Origin of the sequence: Streptomyces sp. NBC_01707, assembly GCF_041438805.1 — a bacterium.
Taxonomy (GTDB): Bacteria; Actinomycetota; Actinomycetes; order Streptomycetales; family Streptomycetaceae; genus Streptomyces.
Genome location: NZ_CP109190.1, coordinates 7,854,476 through 7,866,582, shown reverse-complemented (window position 1 = coordinate 7,866,582; position 12,107 = coordinate 7,854,476). Strand labels below are relative to the sequence as shown.

Sequence of the window (12,107 nt, the reverse complement as noted above, 5' to 3'; positions counted from 1 at the left end):
CGTCAGGCCAGGTCACGCTTGGCGGCGATCTTCGACGAAAGGCCGAAGATCTCGATGAAGCCCTGCGCCTTGGACTGGTCGAACGTGTCGCCCGAGTCGTAGGTGGCGAGGTTGAAGTCGTACAGCGACTCGCTGGACTTCCGGCCGGTGACGACGGCACGGCCGGCGTGCAGCGTCATCCGGATGTCACCGGTGACGTGCTGGTTGGCCTCGTTGATGAAGCCGTCCAGGGCGCGCTTGAGCGGGGAGAACCACAGGCCGTCGTAGACCATCTCGCCCCAGCGCTGCTCGACCTGCCGCTTGTAGCGGGCCAGCTCGCGCTCGACGGTGACGTTCTCCAGCTCCTGGTGGGCGGTGATCAGTGCGATCGCGCCGGGTGCCTCGTACACCTCGCGGGACTTGATGCCGACGAGCCGGTCCTCGACCATGTCGATCCGGCCGATTCCCTGGGCGCCGGCCCGCTCGTTGAGCTGCTGGATCGCCTGGAGGACGGTGACGGGCCTGCCGTCGATGGCGACCGGGACGCCCTCCTTGAAGGAGATGACGACCTCGTCGGCCTCGCGGGGGGTGGCCGGGTTCTCGGTGTACTCGTAGATGTCCTCGATCGGGGCGTTCCAGATGTCCTCCAGGAAACCCGTCTCGACGGCGCGCCCGAAGACGTTCTGGTCGATCGAGTACGGGGACTTCTTGGTGGTCGCGATCGGGAGGTTCTTCTCCTCGCAGAAGGCGATCGCCTTGTCCCGGGTCATCGCGTAGTCACGGACCGGGGCGATGCACTTCAGGTCGGGACCGAGCGCGGAGATGCCGGCCTCGAAGCGGACCTGGTCGTTGCCCTTGCCGGTGCAGCCGTGGGCGACGATGCCGGCGTCATGCTTCTTGGCGGCGGCCACGAGGTGCTTGACGATGGTCGGCCGGGAGAGGGCCGACACCAGCGGGTAGCGGTCCATGTAGAGGGCGTTGGCCTTGATCGCCGGGAGACAGTACTCCTCGGCGAACTCGTCCTTGGCGTCCGCGACCTCGGCCTCGACGGCACCGCAGGCGAGCGCGCGCTTGCGGATGACGTCCAGGTCCTCGCCGCCCTGGCCGACATCCACGGCAACGGCGATGACCTCGGCGCCCGTCTCCTCGGCGATCCAGCCGATGGCGACGGAGGTGTCCAGGCCGCCCGAGTAGGCGAGTACGACGCGCTCGGTCACGGGTTTCTCCTTACGGTGCAATCACTGTTGGGTATAACTATGCAGTCCTCTGTATGGTTTGTCAAAGCTACTGGTGAACGGCTCACCCGAACGCTCGAGCCCGGCCACCGTAAATGCCGGGCCCGGACAACGTCCGGCCCTCTACGATCGGCCTCCGCATACATGGGGGGCGCGCGATGGGCAGCGACTACGAGGCCGCTGAACGGCTGACCCGGGGCATGTCTCTCCGGGAAGCACTGGACACCTCGTCGGCAGACGCCTGGACGGCCCTCGATCTCGGTGTACGGATCCTGGCGTACGAGGCGCCCGGACTGCTCCCGTCGTGCGACCGGGTCGACGGTCGGAGACTGCGCTGGAACTGGGACGCCCCGCTGCCCTCGGTGAATTGGTCCAGGACACCTCCCGACGAGCCGTTGCTCGCCGTCGCGCTGTGCCATCCGGACGGCCGGATCCGAGAGGCGGCACTCGAGTGGGTGGGCCGGTCGCCGGCGCTGCACCCGCTCCTGGTCGTACGCTGCGCGGACTGGGTCGGACCGGTGCGCGAACGGGCTCGGGCACTGTTGTCGGAGGTTCCCGGCCGGGAGTTGCCGCCGCTGAGCGCGCTGGTGCTGCGGCTGTCCAGGCGCGGGCACGGTGACTTCGCCCGCCAACGGCTGGAGCGTGCCTTGCGCGACGGTGCCGCCGAGGACGTCGTGGCGCTGCTCACGAGCGAGGACCGGGCCACACGCCGGTTCGCGTACCGCATCGCGGTCGATCGCGGTCTCCTCGCCCCGGCGACGCTGGCCCGCACCGCAGCCGCCGCCTCGGACGATGTGCGCATCCAGACACTGTGTGCGGAGGCTGCGATCGCGGGGATGCGGGACGGGGCGTACGACGAGGTGCTGGGCCCGCTGCTGTCTGCGCGGTCACCGCAGGTACGGTCCGCCGGTGTGACCGCGCTGCGGCGGGCCGGGCGGCAGGGTGAGGCCGCGCCGTTCCTCGCCGATCGGTCCGGGGTAGTACGGGCCTGTGCCCGCTATGTACTGCGGCAGGGCGGCATCGATCCGCTCCCCCTCTACCGGTCGATGTGCGCCGACCCGGCCGCCCGTCCCGCGGCCCCGGCCGGACTCGGCGAGTGCGGCGCCAGGTCGGACGCCCCGGCGTTGTGGTCCCTGGTGACGCACCCGGTACCCGCGGTCCGCGTCCACGCCGTCAACGGCCTGCGCGCGCTCGACGCGGTGCGGCACACAGAGCTGCGTCCTCTCCTCGACGACCCGTCACCCGCCGTCGTCCGGGCCGTGACGCAGGCACTGCTGCCGGACGCCGACCGGATACCGCACGAGTGGCTGCTCGCCAGGACCGGGGTGGACCGGCCGCGTGCGCAGCGTGTGGCGGCGGAGCGGCTGCTGCGGGCCCATGTCCGCGCGACGCTCCGGCAGCGGTGGCCCGCAGGCTGAAATGCCGATGCGGGCGCCGCACCGGAGCCGATAATCGCCACATGGGAAAGACGTACGCACGTATCGACGGACGGCTCAGGACCTTCATCGAAGAGCAGCACATCTTTTTCACCGCGACCGCCCCACTGGGCGGGGACGGCACGGTCAACCTCTCCCCCAAGGGTGTCAGCGGCTCCTTCGCGGTCCTCGACGAACGGACCGTCGCGTATCTGGACTTCGCCGGGAGCAATGCGGAGACCGTGGCCCATCTCCGGGAGAACGGCCGCATCACCCTGATGTGGTGTGCCTTCCAGGGGCCGCCGAACATCGTGCGGGTGCACGGCCGCGGTGAGCCGGTCTTCCGTGACGATCCGCGGTTCCCGGGGCTGCTGGGCCGTTTTCCCGTCGACCCGGCCCCGCACGGGCTGCGCGCGATCATCGTGGTGACGGCCGAGCTGATCCGGGACACCTGCGGATTCGCGGTGCCGTACATGTCCTACGACGAGGACCGGCCACTGCACGCCCGGCGCTTCGCGCGCGAGGACGACACCTCACTCGGCGAGTACTTCGGCAAGAAGGAGCACATCGCGACGAGCATCGACGGGCTGCCGGGACTGCCGCTCCCGCTGCCCGTGATGCCCACCGCGGACTGAACCGCCGGGCCGTACGGAGTACGCGCGGCGGTGGTCCGGCACCGTCGGGTCTACCGTCCGGTCCATGCGCACATCTCTGGTGACCGGGTCGGTTCTGCTCGCCCTCGTGGGTTCGTCGGCGGCCCGCCCCGCCGATACGCCCCCGCTCCCGGAGCGGCTGGCCGACACGGGCGGCGGCTCGCAGCTGATCACGGCCGAGGCGGCCGGCACGGGATCCACCACGGGAACCGTCAGCTGGTGGAACCTGAAGTCGGGGAAGTGGGTACGGGCCGGGTCCGCGCCGGCCCGGTTCGGGGCGAAGGGGCTGGCCGAAGGGGACGAGCGGGTCCAGGGCACGAACACCACCCCCACCGGTCTGTACGACCTGCCGTACGCCTTCGGCGTCGAAGCCGTCCCGGCCGGGACCCGCTATCCGTACCGCAGGGCCGACGACCGTTCCTGGTGGTGCCAGGACAACGAGGCCCGCGCCTACAACCGCTGGGTGGAACCGCGGCCCGCGGACTGCCGGGCCGGCGAGGCCGAGCATCTGGTCGCATACCCGGAGCAGTACGCCCGCGCACTGGTCATCGGGTTCAACTACGACCGGCCGGTGCGCGGTCGGGGTGCGGGGATCTTCCTGCATGTGAACGGGAGCGGTGCGACCGCCGGCTGCGTCTCGGTACCGGCGCCCTCGATGGACCGGATCCTGGCCTGGGCGGACCCGGCCCGCCGCCCGCACATCGCGATCGGGACCCGCTCGGGCACGACCGCGATCACCCGCTACTGATCCGTCCCTCCGGGCCGCTCAGCGACCGTTCTGCGCCAGCCGCAGCAGGTGGTCGGCCAGCCCCTGCCCACCCGCCGGGTCTCGGCTGATCAGCATCAGCGTGTCGTCGCCCGCGATGGTGCCGAGGACGTCGTGCAGCTCCGCCTGGTCGATGGCCGAGGCCAGGAACTGGGCCGCGCCCGGGGGCGTACGCAGCACCACGAGGTTGGCCGAGGCCTCCGCCGAGATGAGCAGTTCGGAGGAGAGGCGCCGCATCCGCTCCTCCTTGGCGGACTCGCCGAGCGGTGCCTGCGGGGTGCGGAAGCCGCCCTCGCTCGGCACGGCGTAGATCAGCTCGCCGCCGGTGTTGCGGATCTTCACCGCGCCCAGTTCATCCAGGTCGCGGGAGAGCGTCGCCTGGGTCACGCTCAGCCCGTCGTCGGCCAGGAGCTTCGCCAACTGGCTCTGCGAGCGCACCGGCAGCCGGTTCAGGATGTCCACGATCCGGCGGTGGCGTGCCGTGCGGGTCTGCGGCACGGACGGCCCGCCGAACTCGGATTCCTGCGCCTCGGTCATCGTCGTCGCCTCATTCTCCGGAGCGCTTCTCTCCGGATCGTCCGTCCCCGTGTGCCGCGTCGAGAGCGCCGGACAGTGCCGCCAGGAACGCGTCCACCTCTGCGTCACCGATGATCAGCGGCGGCATGAGCCGTACGACGTCGGGGGCGGGCGCGTTCACCAGGAGTCCGGCTCCCTGAGCCGCCTGTTGCACCTGCGGCGCAAGGGGCTCGGTGAGCACGATACCCAGCAACAGACCGGAGCCACGGACGTGGGAGACCAATGGGTGCCCCAGGGCTTCGACACCGTCCCGGATCCTCTCGCCGAGCCGCTTCACCCGGTCCAGGGCGCCGTCGGCCGCGAGCGTGTCCAGAACGGCGAGACCGGCGGCGCAGGCGATCGGGTTGCCGCCGAACGTCGTGCCGTGCTGACCGGGCTTCAACAGGTCGGCCGTCGCCCCGAAGGCGACGGTGGCGCCGATCGGCAGACCACCGCCGAGCCCCTTGGCGAGGGTGACGATGTCGGGCTCGACGCCCTGGTGGGCCTGGTGCTCGAACCACTGGCCGCACCGGCCGATACCGGTCTGCACCTCGTCGAGGACGAGCAGGGTGCCGGTGGCCCGGGTGATCTCCCGCGCGGCCTCCAGATAGCCCCTGGGCGGGACGACCACACCGTTCTCACCCTGGATGGGCTCGATGATCACCAGCGCGGTGTCGGTGGTCACCGCGGCCCGGAGGGCGTCGACATCGCCGTACGGCACATGTGTGACGTCACCGGGCAGCGGAAGGAAGGGTTCCCGCTTCTTCGGCTGGCCGGTGAGGGCGAGCGCGCCCATGGTCCGGCCGTGGAAGCCGCCGTCGGTGGCGACCATGCGGGTCCGCCCGGTGAGCCGGCCGATCTTGAAGGCGGCTTCGTTGGCCTCGGCGCCCGAGTTGGAGAAATAGACGCGTCCGGTCCGGCCGAAGAGCTGCAGGAGCCGTTCCGCGAGCTCGACGGGCGGTGCGGCGATGAAAAGGTTGGAGACATGGCCCAGCGAGGCGATCTGGGTGGAGACGGCCTCGACGACGGCGGGATGGGCGTGGCCCAGCGCGTTCACCGCGATGCCGCCGACGAAGTCGAGGTACTCGGTGCCGTCGGCGTCCCACACACGGGCACCTTCGCCTCGGACCAGCGAGAGCTGCGGGGTGCCGTAGTTGTCCATGAGCGAGCCCTGCCAGCGCTGCGAAAGCTCGGCGTTGGTCATGCTTCCCCCTGTGCGTCGGGTTCGTCGGCTGCGTCGGGCACGACCATCGTGCCGATGCCCTCGTCGGTGAAGATCTCCAGCAGGATCGAGTGCTGGACCCGGCCGTCGATGACACGGGCGGTCTCGACACCGTTGCGTACGGCGTGCAGGCAGCCCTGCATCTTCGGGACCATGCCGCTGGACAGCTCCGGCAGCAGCTTCTCCAGCTCGGTCGCGGTGAGCCTGCTGATCACGTCGTCGCTGTTGGGCCAGTCCTCGTAGAGGCCCTCGACGTCGGTGAGGACCATCAGTGTCTCGGCGTTCAGCGCGGCGGCGAGTGCGGCGGCCGCGGTGTCGGCGTTGACGTTGTAGACGTGGTTGTCGTCGGCGGAGCGCGCGATGGAGGAGACGACCGGGATCCGGCCGTCGTCGAGCAGTGCCTGGATGGCCCCCGTGTCGATCGCGGTGATCTCACCGACCCGCCCGATGTCGACGAGTTCGCCGTCGATGGTGGGGCGGTGCCGGGTGGCGGTGATGGTGTGGGCGTCCTCGCCGGTCATGCCGACGGCGAGCGGGCCGTGCTGGTTGAGCAGGCCGACGAGCTCGCGCTGGACCTGCCCGGCCAGCACCATCCGGACGACGTCCATCGCCTCGGGCGTGGTGACGCGCAGCCCGGCCTTGAACTCGCTGACCAGGCCCTGCTTGTCGAGCTGAGCACTGATCTGCGGGCCGCCGCCGTGCACCACGACGGGCTTGAGGCCGGCCTGCCGCAGGAAGACGACGTCCTGCGCGAAGGCCGCCTTCAGCTCCTCGTCGATCATGGCATTGCCGCCGAACTTGATGACGACGGTCTTGCCGTTGTGCCGGGTCAGCCAGGGCAGCGCCTCGATGAGGATCTCCGCCTTCGGGAGTGCGGTGTGTTTCCGCGCCGCACTCATGAGCTGTACGCGCTGTTCTCGTGGACGTAGTCCGCGGTGAGGTCGTTGGCCCAGATGACGGCGGACTCGGTTCCGGCGGCCAGGTCTGCGGTGATCTCGACCTCCCGGTAGCGCATGTCGACGAGGTCGCGGTCCTCGCCGACGCCGCCGTTCTTGCAGACCCAGACGCCGTTGATGGCGACATTCAGCTGGTCGGGCTCGAAGGCCGCCTTCGTCGTGCCGATCGCGGAGAGGACCCGGCCCCAGTTGGGGTCCTCGCCGTGGATGGCGCACTTGAGGAGGTTGTTACGCGCGATGGAGCGGCCCACCTCGACGGCGTCGTCCTCGGTCGCGGCGTTGATGACCTCGATCCGGATGTCCTTCGAGGCACCCTCGGCGTCACCGATCAACTGCCGGGCCAGGTCGGCACAGACGGTCCGTACCGCCTCCGCGAACTCGCCCTGCTCCGGGGTGACACCGCTCGCACCGGACGCCAGCAGCAGCACGGTGTCGTTGGTCGACATGCAGCCGTCGGAGTCGACCCGGTCGAAGGTGGTGCGGGTGGCGGCGCGCAGCGCGGAGTCGAGTCCGGCCGCGTCCACATCGGCGTCGGTGGTGAGGACGACCAGCATGGTGGCGAGTCCCGGCGCGAGCATGCCCGCACCCTTGGCCATCCCGCCGACGGTCCAGCCCTGACCGTCTGCGACGGCGGTCTTGTGGACGGTGTCCGTGGTCTTGATCGCGATGGCGGCCTTCTCGCCGCCGCGCTCGCTCAGCGCCGCGGCTGCGGTCTCGATGCCGGGCAGCAGTTTGTCCATCGGAAGCAGCGTGCCGATCAGCCCGGTCGAGGCGACGGCGATCTCACCGGCGCTGTGGCCGACGAGGACCTCGGCGGCCTTCTCGGCGGTGGCGTGGGTGTCCTGGAAGCCCTGCGGGCCGGTACAGGCGTTGGCGCCACCGGAGTTGAGGACGACGGCGGTGACTTCGCCGCCCTTGAGGACCTGCTCCGACCAGAGGACGGGGGCGGCCTTCACGCGGTTGGAGGTGAAGACTCCCGCGGCGGCGCGGCGCGGCCCGTTGTTGACCACGAGGGCCAGGTCCGGGTTGCCGCTCTCCTTGATCCCCGCGGCGATGCCCGCCGCCGAGAACCCCTGTGCTGCCGTGACGCTCACGGTGCCACTCCGATCGTGGAAAGACCAGTGTCCTCGGGGAGTCCGAGGGCGATGTTCATGCTCTGCAGGGCGCCGCCGGCGGTGCCCTTGGCAAGGTTGTCGATGGCGCTGATGACGATGATCCGGCCTGCCGCCTCGTCGTGGGCGACCTGAATCTGTACGGCGTTGGAACCGTAGACGGACGCTGTGGCGGGCCACTCCCCTTCGGGGAGCAGGTCGACGAACGGCTCCTCGGCGAACGCCTTCTCGTACGCGGTACGAACCGACTCGGCACTCACACCCGGCTTCGCCTTTGCGCTGCACGTGGCGAGGATGCCGCGGGGCATCGGCGCCAGGGTCGGCGTGAAGGAGACCGTGACCGGCTCTCCGGCCGCGGCGCTGAGGTTCTGGATCATTTCCGGGGTGTGCCGGTGGACACCGCCGACGCCGTAAGGGGACATGTTGCCCATCACCTCGGAACCGAGCAGATGCGGCTTGGCCGCCTTGCCCGCCCCGGAGGTTCCGGACGCGGCGACGATCACCGCCTCGGGCTCGGCGAGCTGGGCCGCGTACGCCGGGAAGAGTGCGAGGGAGACGGCCGTCGGATAGCAGCCGGGCACCGCGATCCGCTTGGACCCCGCCAGCGCGGCGCGGGCACCGGGCAGTTCGGGCAGACCGTAGGGCCAGGTCCCGGCGTGCGGCGACCCGTAGAACTTCTCCCAGTCGGCGGCTTCCGTGAGCCGGAAGTCGGCGCCCATGTCGACGACGAGCACCTCGTCACCGAGCTGCTGCGCGACGGCGGCGGACTGCCCGTGCGGCAACGCGAGAAAGACGACGTCGTGCCCGGCGAGCACCTCGGCGGTGGTCGGCTGCAGCATCCGGTCGGCGAGCGGCCGCAGATGAGGCTGCAGGGCGCCGAGCTTCTGCCCCGCGTTGGTGTTGCCGGTGAGGGCACCGATCTCGACCTCGGGATGGGCCAGCAGCAGACGGAGCAGCTCCCCGCCGGCGTATCCGCTCGCTCCTGCTACCGCTGCACGTACCGGCATCGAAATCCTCCTCGTCGATGGCATGACTATACGCATCGCTGCAGTTTTATGCAAAGGCCTCAGCATGCCGCGCCGCCGAGCCCGAGCGCGCCCCTCGGCACACCCTCGCAGTTCCGCCGGCTCCGGATCACGAGCACCCCGCCCGAGGCGCAAGCCGCCACCTGCGCCGGGGGTCCGGGTACGACCCGATGGCCTCTACGCAGGGGCACGCTCGGCCCAGGTCACCCACGGCGTGGCGGCACGGAGACCGGGCGCCGAACCCGGCCGCGCAAGCCGGGTGCGGCGCCCGGTCACACCCTCACCGGCGTCACGCGATCGAAGGGTCCGACTCCTCCTCCACCGTCCAGGACAGACCTTCGGGCAGCGCCCGGCTCGCCTCTCCCAGACCGCGCAGCGCGAGGACGACCAGGGCCGCCGCCGCGGAGACGCACAGGAGCCAGTCGAGCAGGGCCGGCAGCCGGTCGGGGCCGATGCAGAGGACCGGGGCGACGAGCAGAGCGGCGAGCAGGGCGCCGCCGAGAATCCGGGTGTGCACGGGTGGGGCGAACTTGGCGGTGCGGGGCAGGCGCCGGACCGCGCGGTCGGACGACGGGGGCCGGGGTCCGGTCAGGTACGGGCGCGCCTCGTCCGGGTCCGTGAGCCCCATGAGCACCTCGCCGCCGTCGGAGACGAATGCCGCGGGCAGCTCCGCCTCGATCAGCTTCCACCGCTGCGGCCAGCAGAGCCAGCCTTCCTGGCCGCCGAGGCGCAGGACCGCCCGGCCCACCTCCTCGGGAGCACCGCTGAGCCTGATCGCACGTTCGCCGTCCTGGAGGACGAGCCAGTGGTACTGGGTGACGTCGAGTTCGCCCGGCTTGCCGCCACGCCGGAGGTAGCGCATCCGGACGGGTTCGCCGACCCGGACACGTACGGCATGCAGCTCACCCCGTGTCGCGTCGTCCGCCAGCACGCGGAACTTGCTGCGCGCCTCGGCCTGGCCGGCCCTGCGGCGGGCGAACAGGAGGGTTTTCGCCGTCACGACGAAGACCAGGATGATCAGCAATCCGGAGAGCACCCCACCCGAACCGGCGGCCAGCCGGGTCAGTACGAGAGGCGTCAGGACGAGGAGAACGGTTCCGGTCGCCCGGCCCACGTCACGGGCGGGCAGCGGGAGCCGGTGCGGCAGCGGTGGCCGCTCTCCCGCGACGTAGGGCGCGGCGCCGAGCGGCGGCGCCGTACGGCAGGCGAGCGCCCACGCCCCGGCGGTGACGGCGGCCGCTCCGAGCGCGCCGACCATGTCCCAGCGCGGCGCGGGGGCGTCGTACCGTACGAAGACCAGGGACAGGGCCACGGCGGCGCAGAGCAGAGCGGCGCCGCCGAGGGTCCGGGTGATGAAGGTGGAACGTCGCATGGGCGTCCTTGACCGGTGAGGTGGAGCCGGGGGTGGGGCACCGTCTCGCGGGGCTGGGTGTGCACATACCGGTCGCGTCCGCGGTGGGACGCGGGAGGGGAGCGGTGGGCATGCGCGACACATCAGTGTGGACCGTGATCCGGAGAGTGGGCAAAGGGGCGCCGCGCCACTATTTCTGATTCATCGTCAGCTCAGTTCGTCGCCTGCGCCCACGGGGCTCTCACCCCCGGTCCACCTGGTCGCCCTCGGGCGATCCGACCCTCGGGCCACCCCGTGCGGTGGTGACCCACAGCCCGGATGTCAGGATGGAACCATGACGACCAAGGTTTTTTTCGACATCACCATCAATGACGAGCCCGCCGGGCGGATCACGTTCAACCTGTTCGACGACGTGGTCCCGAAGACCACGGAGAACTTCCGCGCGCTGGCGACCGGCGAGAAGGGCTTCGGCTACAAGGGCTCCTCCTTCCACCGGGTCATCCCCGACTTCATGCTCCAGGGCGGCGACTTCACCAGCGGCGACGGCCGCGGCGGCAAGAGCATCTACGGCGAGAAGTTCGCCGACGAGAACTTCAAGCTCACGCACAACAAGCCCGGCCTGCTCTCGATGGCGAACGCGGGCCCGAACAGCAACGGCTCCCAGTTCTTCATCACCACGATCGTGACGTCGTGGCTGGACGGCAAGCACGTCGTGTTCGGCGAGGTCGACGGCCAGGAGAGCATGGACCTGGTCAAGAAGATCGAGAGCTACGGCTCGCAGAGCGGCAAGACCCGGGCGAAGGTCACCATCGCCGACTGCGGCGTCCTCTGACCGCACCAGGGACTCACGGGCGCACGTGAGGTGCCCGGCCGGGACGGACCACACCTCCTGGCCCCCTCCGGGCGCGACACCGCCCCTCCCCGCGTGAACCACACCCGAGCGCGTCGGGCCGGCCACCTGCCGGTCCGGCGCGCTCTGCGTGTCTACGCACACCTTCCACCTTCCATGCAGCGTCAACCGATGATTGACACCGCATGACTGTCAACCTAAAGTTGACACATGACGAATCCCGTACGCATGACGAACCCGGTCCGGCTCGACGACCTGATCGAGGCCATCAAGAACGTCCACTCCGACGCTCTCGAGCAGCTCTCGGACGCGGTCATCGCCGCGGACCACCTCGGTGACGTGGCCGACCACCTGATCGGCCACTTCGTCGACCAGGCGCGGCGCTCCGGAGCCTCCTGGACGGATATCGGCAGGAGCATGGGGGTCACCCGGCAGGCGGCCCAGAAACGCTTCGTCGCCAAGGCTCCCGGCGAACCGTCGGACCTCGACCCCGGTCAGGGGTTCAGCCGGTTCACCCCGCGGGCGCGGAACGTCGTGATGGCCGCACAGAACGAGGCCCGCGCCGCAGGCAACGACGAAATCCTGCCCGAGCACCTGGCACTCGGGCTGCTCAGCGAGCCGGACGGGCTCGCCGCGGCATACATCAAGGCGCAGGGCATCGCGCTGGACTCCGTCCGACAGGCCGCGACCGAGGCGCTGCCGCCCGCGGCCGGCGAGCTCCCGGAGCTCATCCCGTACGACGCCGGGGCCCGCAAGGTGCTCGAGCTGACGTTCCGGGAGGCCCTGCGGATGGGCCACAACTATGTGGGCACGGAGCACATCCTGCTCGCCCTGCTGGAGCACGAGGACGGCTCGGGCGTGCTGAGCGGGCTGGGCATCGACAAGGCGACCGCGGAGAGCGGCCTCGCCGAAGCCGTCAGGCTCGCCGCCGCCGGCGCACGCCAGGAGGACTGACCCGGCGCGAACGGCCGCAATAGAGTGGAAGGGA

12 protein-coding genes are annotated in these 12,107 nt (G+C 70.6%); 5 read left to right on the top strand and 7 right to left on the bottom strand.

Annotated features, from left to right (window positions below; all coding sequences use genetic code 11):
* Positions 1-2: 2 nt before the first annotated feature.
* Complete coding sequence (locus tag OG963_RS35245; RefSeq protein WP_030918651.1) at positions 3-1,196, bottom strand: argininosuccinate synthase; 1,194 nt, start codon at positions 1,194-1,196, stop codon at positions 3-5.
* A 176-nt stretch (positions 1,197-1,372) separates the two neighbouring features.
* Between OG963_RS35245 and OG963_RS35240 the strand changes: the two genes are divergently transcribed.
* From OG963_RS35240 to OG963_RS35230, 3 genes are all read left to right on the top strand, one after another.
* Positions 1,373-2,632 carry a hypothetical protein gene (locus OG963_RS35240; protein WP_093930037.1) on the top strand — a complete coding sequence of 420 codons (1,260 nt, stop codon included), beginning with the start codon at positions 1,373-1,375 and terminating at the stop codon, positions 2,630-2,632.
* 41 nt (positions 2,633-2,673) lie between these two features.
* A complete protein-coding gene (locus OG963_RS35235) occupies positions 2,674-3,264 on the top strand; it encodes a pyridoxamine 5'-phosphate oxidase family protein (protein WP_093775247.1) in 591 nt (196 codons plus the stop codon).
* 64 nt (positions 3,265-3,328) lie between these two features.
* A complete protein-coding gene (locus tag OG963_RS35230) occupies positions 3,329-4,030 on the top strand; it encodes a L,D-transpeptidase (RefSeq protein ID WP_093775245.1) in 702 nt (233 codons plus the stop codon).
* Positions 4,031-4,048: 18 nt separating this feature from the next.
* Here the strand turns inward: OG963_RS35230 and OG963_RS35225 are convergent, their stop codons facing one another.
* From OG963_RS35225 to OG963_RS35200, 6 genes are all read right to left on the bottom strand, one after another.
* Positions 4,049-4,585 carry an arginine repressor gene (locus OG963_RS35225; RefSeq protein WP_030918639.1) on the bottom strand — a complete coding sequence of 179 codons (537 nt, stop codon included), beginning with the start codon at positions 4,583-4,585 and terminating at the stop codon, positions 4,049-4,051.
* Between the two features lie 10 nt (positions 4,586-4,595).
* On the bottom strand, positions 4,596-5,807 hold the full coding sequence (locus OG963_RS35220) for an acetylornithine transaminase (RefSeq protein WP_030918636.1): 1,212 nt from the start codon (positions 5,805-5,807) through the stop codon (positions 4,596-4,598).
* Complete coding sequence (argB, locus tag OG963_RS35215; protein WP_093775243.1) at positions 5,804-6,724, bottom strand: acetylglutamate kinase; 921 nt, start codon at positions 6,722-6,724, stop codon at positions 5,804-5,806. The genes OG963_RS35220 and argB overlap by 4 nt, the downstream gene beginning before the upstream one ends.
* A complete protein-coding gene (gene argJ / locus OG963_RS35210) occupies positions 6,721-7,875 on the bottom strand; it encodes a bifunctional glutamate N-acetyltransferase/amino-acid acetyltransferase ArgJ (protein WP_093775241.1) in 1,155 nt (384 codons plus the stop codon). The genes argB and argJ overlap by 4 nt, the downstream gene beginning before the upstream one ends.
* Positions 7,872-8,900 (bottom strand): N-acetyl-gamma-glutamyl-phosphate reductase, encoded by a 1,029-nt coding sequence (argC, locus tag OG963_RS35205; RefSeq protein ID WP_362270368.1) that lies wholly within the window; start codon positions 8,898-8,900, stop codon positions 7,872-7,874. The genes argJ and argC overlap by 4 nt, the downstream gene beginning before the upstream one ends.
* A gap of 307 nt (positions 8,901-9,207) precedes the next feature.
* Positions 9,208-10,290 carry a hypothetical protein gene (locus OG963_RS35200; protein WP_093930034.1) on the bottom strand — a complete coding sequence of 361 codons (1,083 nt, stop codon included), beginning with the start codon at positions 10,288-10,290 and terminating at the stop codon, positions 9,208-9,210.
* A 313-nt stretch (positions 10,291-10,603) separates the two neighbouring features.
* Between OG963_RS35200 and OG963_RS35195 the strand changes: the two genes are divergently transcribed.
* Both OG963_RS35195 and OG963_RS35190 read left to right on the top strand, forming a co-directional pair.
* Positions 10,604-11,101, top strand: coding sequence for a peptidylprolyl isomerase (locus OG963_RS35195; protein WP_030918625.1), 498 nt, complete (start codon positions 10,604-10,606; stop codon positions 11,099-11,101).
* Between the two features lie 228 nt (positions 11,102-11,329).
* Entirely contained in the window at positions 11,330-12,073 is a 744-nt protein-coding gene (locus tag OG963_RS35190; protein WP_093775235.1) for a Clp protease N-terminal domain-containing protein, read from the top strand.
* The last annotated feature ends 34 nt before the right edge of the window (positions 12,074-12,107 follow it).

Excerpts from the sequence above, each read along its gene's own strand:
- OG963_RS35240 (WP_093930037.1), top strand. The coding sequence starts at position 1,373 with ATGGGCAGCGACTACGAGGCCGCTGAACGGCTGACCCGGGGCATGTCT.
- OG963_RS35235 (WP_093775247.1), top strand. The coding sequence starts at position 2,674 with ATGGGAAAGACGTACGCACGTATCGACGGACGGCTCAGGACCTTCATC.
- OG963_RS35230 (WP_093775245.1), top strand. The coding sequence starts at position 3,329 with ATGCGCACATCTCTGGTGACCGGGTCGGTTCTGCTCGCCCTCGTGGGT.
- OG963_RS35225 (WP_030918639.1), bottom strand. The coding sequence starts at position 4,585 with ATGACCGAGGCGCAGGAATCCGAGTTCGGCGGGCCGTCCGTGCCGCAG.
- OG963_RS35220 (WP_030918636.1), bottom strand. The coding sequence starts at position 5,807 with ATGACCAACGCCGAGCTTTCGCAGCGCTGGCAGGGCTCGCTCATGGAC.
- argB (WP_093775243.1), bottom strand. The coding sequence starts at position 6,724 with ATGAGTGCGGCGCGGAAACACACCGCACTCCCGAAGGCGGAGATCCTC.
- argC (WP_362270368.1), bottom strand. The coding sequence starts at position 8,900 with ATGCCGGTACGTGCAGCGGTAGCAGGAGCGAGCGGATACGCCGGCGGG.
- OG963_RS35200 (WP_093930034.1), bottom strand. The coding sequence starts at position 10,290 with ATGCGACGTTCCACCTTCATCACCCGGACCCTCGGCGGCGCCGCTCTG.
- OG963_RS35195 (WP_030918625.1), top strand. The coding sequence starts at position 10,604 with ATGACGACCAAGGTTTTTTTCGACATCACCATCAATGACGAGCCCGCC.
- OG963_RS35190 (WP_093775235.1), top strand. The coding sequence starts at position 11,330 with ATGACGAATCCCGTACGCATGACGAACCCGGTCCGGCTCGACGACCTG.